Annotated in this window: 16 protein-coding genes; 10 read left to right on the top strand and 6 right to left on the bottom strand. The window is 62.7% G+C overall.

Annotated features, from left to right (window positions below; translation table 11 throughout):
• The first annotated feature begins 59 nt into the window (after positions 1 to 59).
• Complete coding sequence (locus tag J3A98_RS07100) at positions 60 to 956, top strand: LysR family transcriptional regulator (protein ID WP_176683987.1); 897 nt, start codon at positions 60 to 62, stop codon at positions 954 to 956.
• Here J3A98_RS07100 and J3A98_RS07095 read toward each other — a convergent pair.
• Positions 937 to 1857: a LysR substrate-binding domain-containing protein gene (locus tag J3A98_RS07095; protein ID WP_176683892.1), complete on the bottom strand. Its 921-nt coding sequence runs from the start codon at positions 1855 to 1857 to the stop codon at positions 937 to 939. The two genes, J3A98_RS07100 and J3A98_RS07095, sit on opposite strands and share 20 nt — an antisense overlap.
• A 160-nt stretch (positions 1858 to 2017) precedes the next feature.
• Between J3A98_RS07095 and J3A98_RS07090 the strand changes: the two genes are divergently transcribed.
• The 8 genes from J3A98_RS07090 (at position 2018) to J3A98_RS07055 (ending at position 7879) form a co-directional block, all read left to right on the top strand.
• On the top strand, positions 2018 to 2806 hold the full coding sequence (locus J3A98_RS07090; RefSeq protein WP_176683893.1) for a YqcI/YcgG family protein: 789 nt from the start codon (positions 2018 to 2020) through the stop codon (positions 2804 to 2806).
• A 2-nt stretch (positions 2807 to 2808) separates the two neighbouring features.
• Positions 2809 to 3435, top strand: coding sequence for a LysE family translocator (locus tag J3A98_RS07085; protein ID WP_209964947.1), 627 nt, complete (start codon positions 2809 to 2811; stop codon positions 3433 to 3435).
• A gap of 39 nt (positions 3436 to 3474) precedes the next feature.
• On the top strand, positions 3475 to 4557 hold the full coding sequence (locus J3A98_RS07080; protein WP_176683895.1) for a hypothetical protein: 1083 nt from the start codon (positions 3475 to 3477) through the stop codon (positions 4555 to 4557).
• Between the two features lie 138 nt (positions 4558 to 4695).
• Complete coding sequence (locus J3A98_RS07075) at positions 4696 to 5391, top strand: sel1 repeat family protein (RefSeq protein WP_176683896.1); 696 nt, start codon at positions 4696 to 4698, stop codon at positions 5389 to 5391.
• Positions 5392 to 5538: 147 nt separating this feature from the next.
• On the top strand, positions 5539 to 6231 hold the full coding sequence (locus J3A98_RS07070) for an AzlC family ABC transporter permease (RefSeq protein WP_209964945.1): 693 nt from the start codon (positions 5539 to 5541) through the stop codon (positions 6229 to 6231).
• Positions 6228 to 6542 carry an AzlD domain-containing protein gene (locus tag J3A98_RS07065; RefSeq protein WP_020193370.1) on the top strand — a complete coding sequence of 105 codons (315 nt, stop codon included), beginning with the start codon at positions 6228 to 6230 and terminating at the stop codon, positions 6540 to 6542. The genes J3A98_RS07070 and J3A98_RS07065 overlap by 4 nt, the downstream gene beginning before the upstream one ends.
• A complete protein-coding gene (locus tag J3A98_RS07060; protein ID WP_176683898.1) occupies positions 6539 to 7384 on the top strand; it encodes an AraC family transcriptional regulator in 846 nt (281 codons plus the stop codon). Before J3A98_RS07065 ends, J3A98_RS07060 begins: the two co-directional genes overlap by 4 nt.
• Positions 7385 to 7651: 267 nt before the next feature.
• Positions 7652 to 7879: a hypothetical protein gene (locus tag J3A98_RS07055; protein WP_016393610.1), complete on the top strand. Its 228-nt coding sequence runs from the start codon at positions 7652 to 7654 to the stop codon at positions 7877 to 7879.
• A gap of 50 nt (positions 7880 to 7929) precedes the next feature.
• Here J3A98_RS07055 and J3A98_RS07050 read toward each other — a convergent pair whose 3' ends face one another.
• From J3A98_RS07050 to J3A98_RS07030, 5 genes are all read right to left on the bottom strand, one after another.
• Positions 7930 to 8412 (bottom strand): copper chaperone PCu(A)C, encoded by a 483-nt coding sequence (locus J3A98_RS07050; protein ID WP_209964943.1) that lies wholly within the window; start codon positions 8410 to 8412, stop codon positions 7930 to 7932.
• Positions 8413 to 9021, bottom strand: a complete 609-nt coding sequence (locus tag J3A98_RS07045; protein ID WP_209964941.1) for an SCO family protein — start codon at positions 9019 to 9021, stop codon at positions 8413 to 8415. It lies immediately after the preceding gene.
• A 196-nt stretch (positions 9022 to 9217) separates the two neighbouring features.
• A complete protein-coding gene (nfuA, locus tag J3A98_RS07040) occupies positions 9218 to 9802 on the bottom strand; it encodes a Fe-S biogenesis protein NfuA (protein WP_003250416.1) in 585 nt (194 codons plus the stop codon).
• A gap of 58 nt (positions 9803 to 9860) precedes the next feature.
• Positions 9861 to 10895, bottom strand: a complete 1035-nt coding sequence (locus J3A98_RS07035) for an acyltransferase (RefSeq protein WP_209964938.1) — start codon at positions 10893 to 10895, stop codon at positions 9861 to 9863.
• Between the two features lie 194 nt (positions 10896 to 11089).
• Positions 11090 to 13390 (bottom strand): fatty acid cis/trans isomerase, encoded by a 2301-nt coding sequence (locus J3A98_RS07030; protein ID WP_209969760.1) that lies wholly within the window; start codon positions 13388 to 13390, stop codon positions 11090 to 11092.
• Positions 13391 to 13572: 182 nt separating this feature from the next.
• Between J3A98_RS07030 and metH the strand changes: the two genes are divergently transcribed.
• Positions 13573 to 17280: a methionine synthase gene (metH, locus tag J3A98_RS07025; RefSeq protein ID WP_209964935.1), complete on the top strand. Its 3708-nt coding sequence runs from the start codon at positions 13573 to 13575 to the stop codon at positions 17278 to 17280.
• Positions 17281 to 17303 lie beyond the last annotated feature (23 nt).

The raw sequence follows: 17303 nt of genomic DNA, 5'->3' as shown, positions 1-17303 counted from the left end.
AAAAGACGGTTACAATGCCGCTCACCCAGGACATCAGCGTCCGCAATCAGGAGTGGGACATGGACAGCCTCAGCGGTTTCGTGGTCTTCAACCGGGTGGCCGAAACACGCAGCTTCGTTGCCGCCAGCCAGTCACTGGGGATCAGTGCCTCGGCAGTGGGCAAGCGCGTGGCGCGCCTGGAAAGCCGCCTGGGCGTGCGCCTGTTCCACCGCAGCACGCGCAGCATCACCCTCACCGCCGAGGGCACGATGTTCCTCGAACGCAGCCGGCGCATCCTTGCCGAAATCGAAGCCACCGAGCAGGAGCTGTCGCAGGCCAGCGAAACCCCACGCGGGCGCCTGCGGGTGAGCATGCCGCAGGTGACCAGACTGGTAATGCCGGCACTTGCCGAGTTCATGGCCCTGTACCCACAGGTTGAACTGGACCTGGACTTCTCCGACCGCATGGTAGATATCGTCGGCGAAGGCTTCGATGTGGTGATGCGCGGCGGGCAGCCGGCGGACTCTCGGCTCAGCGCCAAATTCCTGGGGCACTTTCAGCACCGTCTGGTAGCCTCGCCCGAGTACCTGCGCGAACGTGGCACACCCTTGCACCCACGCGACCTGGCGGCGCATACCTGCCTGCATTATCGCTTCCCCAGCAACGGCAAGCTGGAAACCTGGCCGCTGCGCCAGGAGCACCCCGAGCAAACCTATGACATCCCCATCTCGATGGTCTGCAACCACGTCGAAACACGCGTCTGCTTTGCCTTGAACCACCGCGGCATTACCTGTCTGCCGGACTTCAACGTGGGTCGTGAACTGGGCAATGGCTCACTGGTCAGTGTCCTCGACGACTTCATGGAACGGCGCGGCAGCTTCTACCTGCTGTGGCCGTCCGGGCGGCAGATGCCGCCAAAGTTGCGGGTATTCATCGATTTCATGCTCGATCGGGTGTTCAACCGTACAGGTAGTTGATGTCCTTGTAGGCCAGCGGCGGTACCTGGCCGAGCAGGAAGTCACGCAGCTTGTGCATCTGCCGCGCTTTTGGGCTGGCCTTGAGCCAGGTCATGTAGTAACCGTCGCCGGTGGCCACGGCATGCTTGAAAGGCGTGACCAGGCGCCCGGCGGCCAGGTCGGTGCTGGCCAGTACCAGATCGACCACTGAAATACCCAAGCCTTGCTGGGCGGCCGATATGCCCTGGTCGAGGGTATCGAACACCTGCCCCTGGTCGATGCTGATGTCCAGCGCATCCATTCGCGCCAGCCAACGCCGCCAGTCACGCCGGTCGGGTGACGGGTGCAGGAACTCGCATCGGGGCAGGTCGGACAGTTGCGGTTGCACCTGTGACATGTAATCCGGATGACATACCGGGATCAGCCATTCATCGAAGAGCTTGAAGCTCTCGATATCGGCGGGAAAACGCCCGCTGGCCAGGAGAATGGCGCAATCGTAGGGCTCGGAATAGAAGTCCACACTGTCGATATCCATCCACACGCTGGACAGTTGCACACTGCAGTTGTCCTCGACCTTCTTGAACGCATCCAGCGCCCGCAGCAGCCAGCGCACCGTAAGCGTGGAAGGCGCCTTCAGGCGCAGGCCGTAGCGATCCTGACGCAGCAGTGCGCAGGCATTTTCGATGATCTTGAAGCCGACCTTCAGCTCTTGAGCCAGCAGACGGCCGTGTTCGGTCAGGCTCAGCTTGGGGCCCCGACGCTCGAACAGGTCGCAGCCGAACAGGGCTTCGAGGGTCTTGATGTGGTGGCTGACGGCGCCCTGAGTCAGGGCCAGCTCTTCAGCCGCACGGGTGAATGAGCCATAGCGAGAGGCCACCTCGAAGGCACGCAACGCGTGCAAGGCCTGAATCCGTTCCGACATGGCGGTGTCCCGAGCATGAGTAAGACTAATAGTAGGTCATAACTCCACGCGTTTTACAACGTCAAGAGCGTCTCGGAAAATGCAGGTAAATAACAAACATAACCAAGATCCTGCCTGCATGTGACTGGAACGTTCACTTAAATCAACGCCTGGGGAAATCATGTTTACGGGATATGGAAATTGCTATCGCCTGGATGCGCTGGAGCTCGCCACTGAACATGGTTACAACATGCAACATTGGACGTTCAAAACCATAGAACACTTTCGCAGTATTCTCGCCAACCCCGAATTCCCCTGCCTGTTCGGCCGCAAGGCGGTAAACGGCGAAACCTGCCATATTCTCTTCGCCCGCGCCGAGCAACTGGCTGATGATATCGCACAGGGCCTGGCCAATTATGTGCGCACCGTCGCACCGATCGCCCCCAAGCAGCGCATCGGCAGCCCTTTGGTGGTGTTTCTCGAAACCGCAGCCGGCAGCAGCCTGGCCGAGCAGCAGGCCTTGGCCTGGAAGGTACTGCGCGGCGTGCATGCGCGCGACCCGCACCCTTGGCCTCAAGGCATCCCGACCGATCCCGACGATACCGGCTGGTCGTTCTGCTATGCCGGCATGCCGCTGTTCATCAACATGAACTTCCCCGGCCATCAGCAGATGAAAAGCCGCAATCTGGGCCAGCACATCACCTTCGTCATCAACCCGCGGGAGAACTTCGACGAAGTGGCCAACGCCAACACCGAGAGTGGCAAGCGCATCCGCGAGCGCATTCGCGAGCGCGTGCATCACTACAACGACGGCGTTGTGCCCGACACCCTTGGCTTTTTCGGCGATACCGACAACTACGAGTGGAAGCAGTATCAACTGCAGGAGACAGGCTCGCTCAACCCGTCACGCTGCCCGTTCCACGCCCATGCCGCACACCAGGCGACACCCGACATACTGATCGAGAACTGACCGTGAATACCGCACTCACCGCCACCTACGCCCTCACCGTGCTGCTACTGATCGCCACTCCCGGCCCGGTGGTGGCACTGATCGTCAACACTGCGGCCGCCTCCGGCTCGCGCAAGGCCATGTTCACCGCCGTCGGCACCAACTGGGCATCACTGGTGCTGATCGGCGCGGCAGCCTGGATCATCCTCACCAGCGCCGCCATCGACAAGGCATGGCTCAGCACCATGAGCCTGCTGGGCTGCCTGTTCATCGGCTACATTGCCATCGGCACGCTGAGGGACGCCCTGCAGGCACCCGCGTCAGACGCGACGAGCGAGGCCCCCAAGGCTGGGCGCGGCGGGCTGATGCAAGGCTTCATGGTGGGCATTTCCAACCCGAAAGACATCATTTTCTTCATCGCTTTCTTCCCGCAGTTCATCCAGATCACCGAATCGTTCGGCAAGAGCATGGTGGTGCTGTCGCTACTGTGGGTGGCCATCGATTTCGCCGTGCTCAGCCTGTACATCTTCGCCATCGGCAAGATCGCTTCGCAGCGCAGCAACCGCCTCATCAGCCTGGCCTCGGGCGTCGCCCTGCTGCTGATCGCCGGCGGCGGCCTGCTGTACAACCTCAAGGAACTGGCGGCCTGAACCTGCTGCTAAGCACCCGGCATCAGCGAAGGAGAGACCATGACCACGACTGACACGCGCCCGTCTCCTTCGCCGCTGCAGCAGGACTACCAGCGTTTTCTCCTGCTGGGCAGTCGCCGTGCACCCTATACCCTGCATGTGCACGAAACCGGCTACCGCTCCGGCACCATCAACACCGATGCCCTTGGCTTGCGTTACAGCCATTGCGCCGGCAAGCGCTTTTCAGCGGCCGAGCACGGTGGTGCGTCGCGCATCAACCTGCTGGTCGGCGGCTCCACAGCCCTGGGCATCGGCGCCAGCTCCGACGAACACACCGTGGCCTCGCACCTGTCGATGCTCACGGGCGAAGTGTGGCTGAGCCTGGCCGGCTGCGGGCTCAATGCCAGCCAGGAATTGATGATGTTCCTGACCCACCAGCACCGCCTTGGCCAGCTCGGCCATGTGGTGGTGCTCAGCGGCCTCAACAGCCTGGCCCACGAAGCCCTGCGCGAGGTCCTCGCGGGGACCAACGACCCGCAGCACGCCAAGGCCTACCAGGCCTTTCTCAACAGTTTCAGCGAAGGCCTGCAGCCCTGCGCACCACCCCGTCGGCAGTCGCTGTGGCGGCGCATCGGCCAGGCGCTGGCCCCTCCCGTGGTCGCAGCTCCGGTCAGTTGGCCACTGTCGCCCCCGGAAAAACGACTGGCCCGTGCCGCCGACAACATCGGCCGTACCTTGCGCCAATGGGACCGCCTCCTGGCAGACAGCCACGCCACGCTCACCTTCATCCTGCAACCCTTGCTGCCCTGGTGCCGGGATACTCTGCCCGCCGGCGAGCAAGCCATGCTGACCGCGCTACAGCAACAACCGGCGAACTTCGACCGGCTGCTGGAGGGCGCATTCGACAGACAGTTGCATTCGGCATTTTTCCGCCGCATCAAAAGCCAGGCCGACCCGGTGCCCTGCTACGACATGAACTGCATGCTCGACAGCTCGCCAGTGTTCAGCGCCGACCTGTTCATCGACCGCCTGCACCTGAACGATCTGGGCAACAATGCCTTGGCCAAGGTGATCACCGCCAAGCTTGGGCTGGCCCAGGAAAAACATGCGCAGCGCAAGGTCACGCCGATCAAGCTCGTCTGACAGTTGCCGGGTGGTCTTTCGGCAACCCCCCTTGGGTGGCTAGAATACGTCGTCGTTACGATTTGCCCGAGGCGCACGCTTGACCGCCATGAACACCGAAGCCGTCCTTCCGTACCTGGCCATCCATGGGGTTTGCCTGTGAGCCTTGTGCGGCGCCTGCCCCCGCTATTGGCTGCGCTGATGCCGCTGGCCGCACAAGCGCTGGAGGTACGCATCGACCCTCATGCCGACTTGCTCTACCGGCAGGCCTTGCCGCTGCTGGAGCAGGCCGATGACCAGAGCGACGCTGCCAGCACGCTGCGCACAGCAGTGGGGCGTGACCCTGAGCTTAGCCGCCAGGGCCAGGCCATGGCTCACACCTTGCCGACAGCGGTTGCCCTGCTGAAAAAATCGGTAGCGCTTGGCCACCCGGTCGCACAGTACCGCCTGGCGTTGTACTACATGACGTACCTGCCCGCCGCGCAAATCCCGGAGGCCGCCTGCCCGTTGCTCGAAGCCAGCCTCAAACAGGGGTTTGCCGCGCCGGCGCCAGCCATCGCCACCTGGTGCCGGCCCTACAACGTCAGCAGCGAGTACCGTACAGCGCTGGAGGCCATCCCCAGCATGGCCACCGTGTACGCCCCCTACTACCCGCAACCGGCCACACGCCTGGCCTGCAACCGCAGCCGGCCACAAGGCCTGGAAATGTTGTGGGGGCGTCAGCGCGACTACCAGGCCGAGGTGTACCGCCTGCTTGGCGACCTCGACCCACAGCACCGCACGAGCCTGCTGCAGAAAGCCGTAGACATCAATGGCTGCGCAACGGCGCACCAGCTGCTGACCAGCCGCCCATAACCCAGGCTCATTCGGGGCCGCTTTGCGGCCCTGTTGTCAGGTGGCCACTGAGGTTGGGGCGAACACACGTCGGTCAGCAAGATCGTTCAAGCCATCCCCTGCACCGTCTGTCATGCTGGCCTGCCACGTAGCCGTAATGCAGCCATCATGCCCCACATCGCCCGCCAAGCCTTTCTTCACGGCGCCATTGCCATTATCCCGTTGTCCCTGGCCGTTGCCCCTTGGGGCCTGCTGGCCGGCTCCATGGCCATTGAGGCCAACCTCAGTGCCTGGCAAGGGCAAGGGCTGTCAGCCATCGTCTTCGCCGGTGCCGCGCAGTTGGTGGCCATTGGCATGCTCAAAGGGGGTGCCAACCTGGCATCTATCCTGCTCACCACCCTGCTGCTGACTTCGCAGCACCTACTGTATGGCCTGTCGATGCGCCCAGTGCTGTCCAGCCAGCCTTTGCGCTGGCGGCTCGGCCTGGGCTTTCTGCTGACCGACGAATTCTTCGCCCTGACCAGCCAGTACGACCAGCAGCAATTCAACCGCTGGTATGCCCTGGGGGTGGGCCTGACCTTCTACATCGCCTGGAACCTGTTCACCCTGGCCGGCATACTGCTGGGCCAGAACATTCCACACCTCGACCAATTCGGCCTTGATTTCTCCATTGTCGCCACTTTCGTCGCCCTGATCGCGCCGCTGGTGCGCAACCTGGCCACCGTAGTGTGCGTAGCCGTGTCGCTGCTCTGTTCGGTGCTGTTCAGCTACTGGCACTGGGAAACCGCCCTGGTGGTCGCAGGCCTGCTGGGCATGAGCGCCGGGTTCATCTGCCAGAAATTTGCCGGAGCCCGCGCATGACCTGGATCCTGATTTTCGCCATGGGTGCCATCGTGTTCCTCAACCGCTACGCGTTCCTGGAGCCACGCCTGCCCTTGCGCCTGAGCTCGAATGCCCGGCAGTTTCTCGGCTTTGCCGTGCCGGGCATGCTCACCGCCATCTGCGGCCCGATCATCTTCATGGCTGACCACCAGCTCAACCTGAGCCTGCTCAACCCCTACCTGCTGGGCTCCCTTGTGGCCATCGCCCTGGTGCTGTTGACCCGCAGCGTATTGCTGAGCATGCTGGTGAGCATGTTGATCTTCTTCCTTCTGCGCAGCTGGCTGGCATGAGCATGCCCTTGCCCGAGCAGACACACCTCTGGCAGGCGCCAGCCCTTGGCGACGTCGAGATGCTGCACGCTCGCTACTATCAGCAGCGCTTTGCCCCGCATGTGCACGAGGGCTATGTATTCACCGTGATCGAGTCGGGCGCCCAGCGCTTCTGGCACCGCGGCAGCGAGCACCTGGCACCGGTCGGCAGCATGGTGCTGATCAACCCCGACGAACTGCATACCGGCGCTACGGCCCATGAAGCCGGCTGGCGTTATCGCGGCTTCTATCCCGAGCACGAGCGGGTGACCGGTGTGCTCGACGAACTGGAACTGGGCCGCCACGGCATGCCCAGCTTCAAGGACAGCGTGATCCATGACCCGGCCCTGGCCATCGCCTTCAGCCAGCTGCATCAGTTGTCCGAAGCCAGCGCCAGCGCCTTGCAGCAGCAGACGGCCTGGCGCCAGGCGGTGCTGGCCCTGGTCCAGCGGCACGGGCAGTGCGCCGAGCCTTCGGCCCCTGGCCACGAACCCCTGGCCGTAGCCCGCGCCCGCGAACTGCTGGAAAGCCAACTGGCCGACCCGCCCTCACTGGAAACGCTGGCGGCAGCAGTCAACCTGTCGCCGTTCCACTTCGCCCGGGTGTTCCGCCAGGCCACCGGACTGCCACCCCATGCCTGGCTGAAGCAACGCCGCCTGGCCCGCGCCCGCGAAATGCTGAAGCACGGCCTGGCCGCTTCGCAAGTGGCGTTCGACCTCGGCTTTGCTGACCAGAGCCATTTGAGCCGGCAGTTCAAGCAAGCCTATGGGGTGACCCCGGGGGCGTATCGGCAAGCCTGCGTTCACTCTGCCCTACGCGCGTGAAAGGGCGGCAGCGCCCTCTCGAGCATGCAGACCCGCCAGCAGCTACCAGATTGTGCAGTTGAGCACTTCAACAGGCACTTTCAGATCCCGAGCCTTGAATCCCTCGCACGGAACGAGCATCAACTTTAAACATGCTGTTTATAAGTAACGAGTTGTGACTGAGCCGCGGGAGCAGCCACTGGCAGCTGCCGCAGCGCGCCTTGTAAAGGTCGCAAGGGCCTGGCCAACCCTCTGCTACACTGACAAGGCTGAACGGAGGATCCTGCCATGTCCGAAAGAGAGCTCACCACCCTTCTGTCGCTGATGACCCAGCGCCAGGCCTGTCTGAGCAGTGCCTGCAAGGAGATTGCCGACTGGATCGACCGGCAGGGCGATGTGCCCGCCGCCGGCAAGATCCGCGCTAGCCTGAAGGCACTGGAGGCCGATGAGGCCCAGGTTCGAAAGACCCTGACGTCGCTGACCCTCGACAGACCGCTGCCGCGCTTTCGTAGCTGAAAGGCACAGTTGAAAAAGAAAAGGGCCGCTGAACGCGGCCCTTTGATCTGTCAGTGGTTCATGTGCATGTGATCATGCCCACCACCCGCTTCGGCGTTGAGCGCACGCACTTGTGCCTGAACTTCCAGGGTTTCCTTGGCGCCCTTGGCATCCTCGATGGTCAGGGTCAGTGGCACTTTCTCCCCTTCCTTCACCTGATTGTGCAGGCCCATCAGCATGACATGCAGGCCATTCGGGTCCAGGGTCACTGCCTTGCCGGCTGGCAACTCGACAGCCTTGACCTCACGCATGCCCATCACGTCACCGTTCATGGTCATCTCGTGCACCTGCACGGTCTTGGCCACGGGCGAAGCCACGCCCACCAGCTTGCTGTCGCTGCTGGCAGTCAGGACCATGAAAGCACCGGTAGACTGCTGGTGCGGCACGCTGGCACGCACCCAGGCATCACTCACGGTGGTCTGGGCCAGGGCCGGCAGCGCCAGCCCCATCAGTACCAGGGCAGTCAAACCGCGTTTGATCGGTTGCATCGACATTCAGCAGATCTCCATCAGGGTGACCAGATCTTCGGCGCATTCCTTGGCGTTCAAGGAATGGCCCAGGCTCAGGCGCAGGGTGCCACGTGTATCGTAGACGTAGCTGGTGGACGAGTGAGAAATGGTGTAGGTGTCTCCGGCCGGAACCTTCTCGTAGAACACCTTGAACTCCTTGGCCACAGCGGCAATTTCCTCGGGGGTGCCGGTCAGCGCGGTGAACGTCGGGTCGAAGGCCTTGAGGTAGGCATCGAGCACCTCGGGCGTGTCGCGCTCCGGGTCCAGGGTGATGAACACCACCTGGAACAGGTCGCGGTCGCGGCCCCTCAGCAGCTTGCGAATCTGCGCCGCACGCGCCAGCGTGGTCGGGCAGACGGCCGGGCACTGGGTGAAGCCGAAGAAGACCATCGGCATGCTGCCGTAGAAGCTCGACAGGGTGCGCACGTTACCTTGCGGGTCTTTGAGGCTGAACTTGCGCCCGAGGATTTCGTTGCTCATGTTCTTGCCGTACTTGAACTCGAGCCCCCGGGCCGGGCTGCAGCCTGCCAGCAGGCCAAGCCCGAGAACGCCCATGCCGGCGACAACCGCACGCCGGGTCAAAAGATCATTCATGAAACCATCCTTTACAGGGAAGGTGCCGGCCCTCGGGACGGGCCGGTCGAAAAACCGGGGCATTCTGGCATGACACCCAGAGGGGTTCTACCCGACCAACGCGGGGATGGCCTGCAGCCCTTTGAATACGGGCTGCGGCCTGTTGTCGCAGGGGTTGAAACCGTAACACTTTGTTGCTAAGGGAGCCGCCTTCAACTCAGTAGTAGGCGTTTTCTTTCTGGCTGTGGTCAGTCACGTCGCGCACGCCCTTCAGCTCCGGAATACGCTCGAGCAGGGTGCGCTCGATACCTTCCTTCAGGGTGACATCGGCCTGACCGCAACCCTGGCAGCCCCCACCGAACTGCAGCACGGCAATGCCGTCATCGACCACGTCCACCAGGCTCACCTGGCCACCATGGCTGGCCAGGCCGGGGTTGATCTCGGTCTGCAGGTAGTAGTTGATACGCTCGTTGATCGGGCTGTCTTCGTTGACCATCGGCACCTTGGCGTTTGGCGCCTTGATGGTCAGCTGGCCGCCCATGCGGTCGGTGGCGTAGTCGACCAGCGCGTCTTCCAGGAACGGCACGCTGACTGCATCCAGGTACGCGGTGAAGCTTTTCAGACCCACGGCGGTGTCGTCAGGCTTCTCTTCGCCCGGCTTGCAGTAGGCGATGCACGTTTCGGCGTACTGGGTGCCCGGCTGGGTGATGAAAATGCGAATGCCGATGCCGGGCGTATTCTGCTTGGAGAGCAGATCGGCCAGGTAGTCATGGGCGGCGTCGGTAATGGTTATAGCGCTCATGTAGGTTCCTCACAGACTTGCGGCCAAGTGTACGCCAACCCGGCCTTTGAACAAAGTCCTAGCAATTGACTCGGGAAAGCGCATATTCCGGGGCCGGCCCCCGTTGCGCCGTCAGCCAGGCCTGCATTCGCCGGTACAGGCCACGCTCCAGCCACTGGTAGCTGAACCACGACATTAGTCCAATGGACGGCACGCACAGGGCAAATGTCAGGAACGGGTTCAGCTGCAGCCGCTGGGTGGCGAACCAACCGGCATACAGCACCAGCACATGAATCAGGTACACCGAGTACGAACAGTCGCCAAGGGCCTTGAGCAGCCGATTGCCCTGGAACAGCGGCTCCATGGCCACGAAGGCCAGGACGATCATCGCGCTCGGCACCCCCCAGTACAGCAAGCGCTGGGACGCGTCCAGATAGTAGATCGCCAGGCCCGCCATCCCCAACAACGCCAGCGGCAACACCCTGCCCTGCCGGATCAGTCCGCGGCGATACAGTACGCCCACACCGATGCCCAGCAGAAACTCGTAGATGATGTCGTTGTTGTAGAAGCGGCTGACCACGCCCATGCGCCCCAGCCCCTCACTGACCAGCAACAGTGCGGCAGTCACCAACAGCAGGTGATGCCGTTGGCGTACCAGGAAGGCCAGGCCGAACAGCAGGTAGAAGAACATCTCGAAGTTCAGCGTCCAGCCCACGTTCAGGGTTGGGTACAGGCCATAACCACCGGGGTTTTCCGCCGGAATGAACAGCAGCGACAGGAACAGGTGCGGCCAGGCAAACGCCTGATGTGGCATCCATTGGCTGAATGCCAGCAGCAACATGGCCATCAGGGCGGTGTAGAACCAGTAGGCCGGGACGATGCGCAGCGCCCGATTGAGCAGGAACTGGCGCGGTTCGATGGCTTTGTCGCGGGTCGACAGGTAGATGACCAGCCCGCTGATGACGAAGAAGATGTCGACACCTACGGCGCCGCGGTCTGCAAGCAGTTGGCCGATGGGGCCGGTGGCGTGGAAGTCGAAGAAGATCTGCATGAAATGGTGGCAGACCACCACCCAGGCGGCGAACGCCCGCAGTGCCTGAAGCGAATACAGCATGGAATACCCTGCGCTAGGCGGTGCATTGAGGCCCGTATCGAGTGCAGAGGCCAGCGCCAGCCTTGAGAGCAGCGCCGTACCTGTTGTAGGAGCGGGTTCACCCGCGAAGGGCTGCAAAGCAGCCCCCTTTGCAATCGATCAAGACCACCCACCCGTTCCGACCGCAAGGTACTCGGAAAAGTCAGCCAACCCGATCAGAGGTTCTCGTAGCGGTTCATGTCCAGCACGCCCGCCTCGACCGGTTCGGTCTCCTTGATATAGCTGTTCAGGTCGTGGAAGTAGTGCCAGAACGCCGGGTGACTGCGGCGCACACCCCAGCGCATGACAATGCGCTCGAACTTCGCCGCGTCATCTTTTGCATACTCCATGTCCTCGACGAACTCCGGCACATCCGTGGTCGGGATGTTGAAGATGAAGTTCGGGTAGCTGGTGAGCACCCCCGGGTACAGGGTCAGGGTATCCAGCCCCGGCTGGTAGCGGTAAGCCTCACCCAGCAGGAACGCCACGTTGCTGTGCGCGCGGTTGCGCAGCAGGCTGTACACCTGACGCTGGCCGTCCTGCCCTTCGATACGCAGCATGGTCGCCTCGGGCAACTGGTTGATCACCTTCAGCCCGGCCGCCGGGCGCGACACCAGCCGGCTGAGCGACTGCTCGGCATTGCGGAACTCTTCGCTGATCTGCGGCCGTGAGCAGAACGCGCCCTGGCAGCGATTGATCGGGTCCGGCGCGGCATTCAGGCTGCCGGTGCGCTGCAGCAGCTTCAGGCCAAAGTCGCGTTTGGGGTTGCGCGGGTCGAGCTTGATGCCACTCGGGGTGTCGGTGTCGATGTCTTCATAATCCATCCACATTTTCACCTTGCCACTGTTCTGGTACCAGTCACCAAGGATCGCCTTGCGCTGGTCGGCCGGCATCAGGCGCAGGAAGTTGACCTCGGCACCATTGCGGATCAGGTCGAAGTACAGGCGCGTCTGCAACTGGTGCGAAACGTTGCCATACACATCGAAGTTGACCGCCAACTGGTAATACGTGCGCTCGAACAACGGGTAGTCGAACAGCCACACGGTCAGCGGCACATCACCCACCAGGCCCTTGGTCACCGATGCGCTGTCGAAGTGGCGGAAGATGCTCAGCAGCGCATTGTCGTTACCGGCCCACAGCGTCGACCATCTCGGTGCCGGCATTTCGGCATAGGCTTCACGGCGCAGTTTCTCGTAGTCGTTGCGCTTGTCCCGATAGGCGTGCCACAGGCTCAGTACACTGCCCACGTCATCGATCTGGCCAGGCATGGCCAGCAACGGCGTGGCCTCGCCCCGGTACTCGGCATCGGTGATGTAGCGATCGAAGGCCGGCTCCTGGAACAGCGCCCAGAAGTTGTCGCGGATCACGTCAGTGGCAATCTGCCCGCGGCACACCGGGCCACGGATGAAGGTGCGCACGAAGTACTCGGCGTTATCCAGCATGAACTGGTAACGCGCCACTGCCGGGATCGCTTCGAAGGTTTCAAACGGGTTGGACCGGTGGCGCGGGCCGTAACCCGGAAGCGCGGTGGCATGCCAATCGCCGGCGTAGAACAGCTGCTTCACGCGCTTGAGTTTCTGCGGCCCCATCGGGTAGGTGATGTGCGTCTTGTGCACGATCACACCCTGCACCGGGATCAACCGGTAGTAGAAGTCCGTGCCCGGTGGGTCGTTGGGGCGGCGGGTGGCAATGATATCGACCGGCTTGCCACTTGGCGTGCGCGAGCGCACCCACTGGAAGAAGTGGCCCTGCTCGCCGCCAACGAAGTAGATGTGCGCCAGGAACAGGTGCTCGTACAGCCAGCGACCCACCAGCGCCTCGGTGGAACCCGGGCGGTTGAACAGTTCTTCCCACTCTGCGATTTGCCTGGCTTCGGCCGCGCTCGGCTGGATCGGCTGGTACTCCACCGGCGCACCGGCCGCCAGCCAGCGGCGCATGGTGGTGTACTCGTCGTCGGTCAGCCCGGTCACCGCCAGCGGCATGCCCTCCTTGGGATGTGCACCGGCATAGGCGTCGAACTCATAGGGCAACGGGCACATATTGTTGCGGCTCAGGCCCAGGACGATCTCTTCGGGCAGCTTGGCGTTGGGCGTAAGCGGGGTCTTGTGGCCCAACTCCAGCATGCGCGCCATCAGCGCGGCCTGACCGCCCTGGTTGTCGAGCACCGAGTAGAAGCCTTTCTTGCGCCATTGCTCTTCGCTGTGTGCGTCGTAGAAAAGCCGCGTGGTGGGCACCGCCTTGCTCCGCTCGCCCTGGTACACCGGGACCTTGCTGGCCCCGCGTACAGCGCCTTCAGGGCTTTCCAGCTTCAGCTGGCAGGCGGCGTCGTTGCAGGCGTGGCAGGCCACGCACTTCTCGGTAAAGATCGGTTGAATGTCCCGGGTGTAGGAGATAGCCGGGCTCGACTGGGGGGCCTGCCCGAATGCCGCGCCGCTGATGAGCAGGGCAAAGGCGCCGGCAAGGATACGATGCACCATGTGCGGAAAGTCCTGGTTCTTGAAAGCCATCACGATTTGTTGCCTGGTCATCCTGGGTGCTTTGCGCTGTCAGCGCCCGTCCAACATGAGCAGTTTTCATGCAAATGGGCGACATGCCTAAAAACCGCGCAGCTTTGTTATGATTCGGCACCTTCTGATATTTGCCCGACCAGGTAGTTCCTATGTCCGACCGCAGCGCTCGTCTCCAAGCACTCCAGAACGCACTCAAAGAGCGCATCCTGATCCTCGACGGCGGCATGGGTACTATGATCCAAAGCTACCGTCTAGAGGAACACGACTATCGTGGCACGCGTTTTGCCGATTGGCCAAGCGATGTGAAGGGAAACAACGACCTTTTGCTGCTCAGCCGCCCGGACGTGATCGCCGCCATCGAGAAGGCCTACCTGGATGCCGGTGCCGATATTCTCGAAACCAACACCTTCAACGCCACGCAGATTTCCCAGGCCGACTACGGCATGGAGTCACTGGTTTACGAGCTGAACGTCGAAGGCGCGCGCATCGCTCGCCAGGTTGCCGATGCCAAGACCCTGGAGACGCCGGACAAGCCGCGCTTCGTCGCCGGCGTGCTCGGCCCCACCAGCCGGACCTGCTCGATTTCCCCGGACGTCAATGACCCAGGGTTCCGCAACGTCACCTTTGACGAGTTGGTAGAAAACTACATCGAGGCCACCCGCGGCCTGATCGAAGGCGGCGCCGACCTGATCCTGATCGAGACCATCTTCGACACCCTCAACGCCAAGGCGGCAATCTTCGCCGTGCAGCAAGTGTTCGAGGACGACAACGTCGAACTGCCGATCATGATCTCCGGCACCATCACCGACGCCTCCGGCCGGACCCTGTCGGGCCAGACCACCGAAGCGTTCTGGAACTCGGTGCGTCACGCCAAGCCGATTTCCGTGGGCCTGAACTGCGCCCTGGGCGCCAAGGACCTGCGCCCGTACCTGGAAGAGCTGGCGACCAAGGCCGATACCCATGTGTCCGCCCACCCCAATGCCGGCCTGCCGAACGCCTTTGGCGAGTATGACGAAACCCCGGCCGAGATGGCTGCGGTGGTCGAGGAATTCGCTGCCAGCGGCTTCCTCAACATCATTGGCGGCTGCTGCGGTACCACGCCGGGGCATATCCAGGCCATTGCCGAAGCCGTGGCCAAGTACAAGCCGCGCGAGATTCCGGAAATCGCCAAGGCCTGCCGCCTGTCGGGCCTGGAGCCGTTCACCATCGACCGCCAGTCGCTGTTCGTCAACGTCGGTGAGCGCACCAATATCACCGGTTCCGCCAAGTTCGCCCGGCTGATCCGCGAAGAGAACTATACCGAAGCCCTGGAAGTCGCCCTGCAACAGGTCGAGGCCGGCGCCCAGGTAATCGACATCAACATGGACGAAGGGATGCTCGACTCCCAGGCGGCCATGGTCCGGTTCCTCAACCTGATCGCGGGTGAACCGGACATCTCGCGTGTACCGATCATGATCGACTCGTCCAAGTGGGAAGTGATCGAAGCCGGTCTCAAGTGCATCCAGGGCAAGGGCATCGTCAACTCCATTTCCATGAAGGAAGGCGTCGAGCAGTTCAAGCACCACGCCCGCCTGTGCAAGCGCTATGGTGCTGCCGTGGTGGTCATGGCCTTCGACGAAGTCGGCCAGGCCGACACTGCCGCGCGCAAGAAGGAAATCTGCCAGCGCAGCTATGACATCCTGGTCAACGAAGTGGGCTTCCCGCCAGAAGACATCATCTTCGACCCGAACATCTTCGCCGTCGCCACCGGTATCGACGAACACAACAACTACGCCGTCGACTTCATCGAGGCCTGTGCCTATATCCGCGACCACCTGCCCCACGCCCTGAGCTCGGGCGGTGTGTCCAACGTGTCGTTCTCGTTCCGCGGCAACAACCCGGTGCGTGAGGCGATCCACTCGGTGTTCCTGTATCACGCGATCCAGAACGGCCTGACCATGGGTATCGTCAACGCCGGTCAGCTGGAGATCTACGACGAGATCCCGGCCCAACTGCGTGAAAAGGTCGAGGATGTGGTGCTCAACCGCACCCCGCATGGCACCGATGCACTGCTGGCCATCGCCGACGACTACAAGGGCGGCGGCGCAACCAAGGAAGTGGAAAACGAAGAGTGGCGCTCGCTGCCGGTGGAGAAACGCCTGGAGCACGCGCTGGTAAAAGGCATTACCGCGTTCATCGTCGAAGACACCGAAGCATGCCGCCAGCAGTGCGCGCGCCCCATCGAAGTGATCGAAGGCCCGCTGATGAACGGCATGAACGTGGTCGGCGACCTGTTCGGTGCGGGCAAGATGTTCCTGCCGCAGGTGGTCAAGTCAGCCCGGGTGATGAAACAGGCCGTTGCTCACCTGATCCCGTTCATCGAAGCCGAGAAAGGCGACAAACCGGAAGCCAAGGGCAAGATCCTGATGGCCACGGTAAAAGGCGACGTGCACGACATCGGCAAGAACATTGTCGGCGTGGTGCTGGGCTGTAACGGATACGACATCGTCGACCTTGGCGTGATGGTGCCGGCGGAGAAGATCCTGCAGACGGCCCGCGAGCAGAAGTGCGACATCATCGGCCTGTCCGGCCTGATTACCCCGTCGCTGGACGAAATGGTCCACGTTGCCCGCGAAATGCAGCGCCAGGGCTTCGAACTGCCGCTGATGATCGGCGGCGCCACCACCTCCAAGGCGCACACGGCGGTCAAGATCGAGCCCAAGTACAGCAACGACGCGGTCATCTACGTCACCGACGCTTCGCGCGCGGTCGGCGTGGCCACCCAATTGCTGTCCAAAGAACTGAAGCCGGGCTTTGTCGAGAAGACCCGCCTGGAATATGTGGACGTGCGCGAGCGCACCGCCAACCGCAGCGCCCGTACCGAGCGCCTCAGCTACGCCCAGGCGATCGCCGCCAAGCCGCAGTACGACTGGGCCGGCTACCAGCCAACGGCGCCCTCCTTCACCGGCGTCAAGGTGCTGGAGGACATCGATTTGCGCACCCTGGCCGAGTACATCGACTGGACGCCGTTCTTCATCTCCTGGGACCTGGCCGGCAAGTTCCCGCGCATCCTCACCGACGAGGTGGTTGGCGAGGCCGCTACGGCGCTGTACAAGGATGCCCGCGAGATGCTCGACAAACTGATCGACGAGAAGCTGATCAGCGCCCGCGCGGTATTCGGCTTCTGGCCGGCCAACCAGGTGGACGATGACGACATCGAAGTCTACGGCGAAGACGGCCAGGCACTGGCCACCCTGCACCACCTGCGCCAGCAGACCATCAAGCCGGACGGCAAGCCCAACTGGTCGCTGGCCGACTTCGTCGCACCGAAAGACAGCGGCGTTACCGACTACGTAGGTGGTTTCATCACCACCGCCGGCATCGGTGCCGAGGAAGTAGCCAAGGCTTACCAGGACAAGGGCGACGACTACAGCTCGATCATGGTCAAGGCCCTGGCCGACCGCCTGGCCGAAGCCTGTGCCGAATGGCTGCACGAGCAGGTGCGTAAAGAGCACTGGGGCTATGCCCGCGACGAGCACCTGGACAACGAGGCGCTGATCAAGGAACAGTACAGCGGCATCCGCCCTGCTCCGGGCTACCCGGCCTGCCCCGACCACACCGAAAAGGAAACCCTGTTCCGCCTGCTCGATGGCACTGCCATCGGTGAAACCGGGCCGAGCGGGGTATACCTCACCGAGCACTTCGCGATGTTCCCGGCGGCGGCGGTCAGCGGCTGGTACTTCGCCCACCCGCAGGCGAAGTATTTTGCCGTCGGCAAGGTCGACAAGGACCAGATCGAACGTTACAGCGCGCGCAAAGGCCAGGACATCAGCGTGAGCGAGCGCTGGCTGGCGCCTAACCTGGGGTATGACAGCTAAACGACTGCGCTGGCTTCTTCGCG

Source organism: Pseudomonas sp. BP6 (assembly GCF_017875935.1).
GTDB lineage: Bacteria > Pseudomonadota > Gammaproteobacteria > Pseudomonadales > Pseudomonadaceae > Aquipseudomonas > Aquipseudomonas putida_Y.
The sequence above is the reverse complement of the archived record's forward strand: the minus strand, read 5'-3'. Positions and strand labels throughout refer to the sequence as shown.

What these genes read in the sequence shown, in the direction of transcription:
- J3A98_RS07100 (WP_176683987.1), top strand. Translation starts at nt 60, where the DNA reads ATGGACAGCCTCAGCGGTTTCGTGGTCTTCAACCGGGTGGCCGAAACA.
- J3A98_RS07095 (WP_176683892.1), bottom strand. Translation starts at nt 1,857, where the DNA reads ATGTCGGAACGGATTCAGGCCTTGCACGCGTTGCGTGCCTTCGAGGTG.
- J3A98_RS07090 (WP_176683893.1), top strand. Translation starts at nt 2,018, where the DNA reads ATGTTTACGGGATATGGAAATTGCTATCGCCTGGATGCGCTGGAGCTC.
- J3A98_RS07080 (WP_176683895.1), top strand. Translation starts at nt 3,475, where the DNA reads ATGACCACGACTGACACGCGCCCGTCTCCTTCGCCGCTGCAGCAGGAC.
- J3A98_RS07070 (WP_209964945.1), top strand. Translation starts at nt 5,539, where the DNA reads ATGCCCCACATCGCCCGCCAAGCCTTTCTTCACGGCGCCATTGCCATT.
- J3A98_RS07065 (WP_020193370.1), top strand. Translation starts at nt 6,228, where the DNA reads ATGACCTGGATCCTGATTTTCGCCATGGGTGCCATCGTGTTCCTCAAC.
- J3A98_RS07060 (WP_176683898.1), top strand. Translation starts at nt 6,539, where the DNA reads ATGAGCATGCCCTTGCCCGAGCAGACACACCTCTGGCAGGCGCCAGCC.
- J3A98_RS07055 (WP_016393610.1), top strand. Translation starts at nt 7,652, where the DNA reads ATGTCCGAAAGAGAGCTCACCACCCTTCTGTCGCTGATGACCCAGCGC.
- J3A98_RS07050 (WP_209964943.1), bottom strand. Translation starts at nt 8,412, where the DNA reads ATGTCGATGCAACCGATCAAACGCGGTTTGACTGCCCTGGTACTGATG.
- J3A98_RS07045 (WP_209964941.1), bottom strand. Translation starts at nt 9,021, where the DNA reads ATGAATGATCTTTTGACCCGGCGTGCGGTTGTCGCCGGCATGGGCGTT.
- nfuA (WP_003250416.1), bottom strand. Translation starts at nt 9,802, where the DNA reads ATGAGCGCTATAACCATTACCGACGCCGCCCATGACTACCTGGCCGAT.
- J3A98_RS07035 (WP_209964938.1), bottom strand. Translation starts at nt 10,895, where the DNA reads ATGCTGTATTCGCTTCAGGCACTGCGGGCGTTCGCCGCCTGGGTGGTG.
- J3A98_RS07030 (WP_209969760.1), bottom strand. Translation starts at nt 13,390, where the DNA reads ATGGTGCATCGTATCCTTGCCGGCGCCTTTGCCCTGCTCATCAGCGGC.
- metH (WP_209964935.1), top strand. Translation starts at nt 13,573, where the DNA reads ATGTCCGACCGCAGCGCTCGTCTCCAAGCACTCCAGAACGCACTCAAA.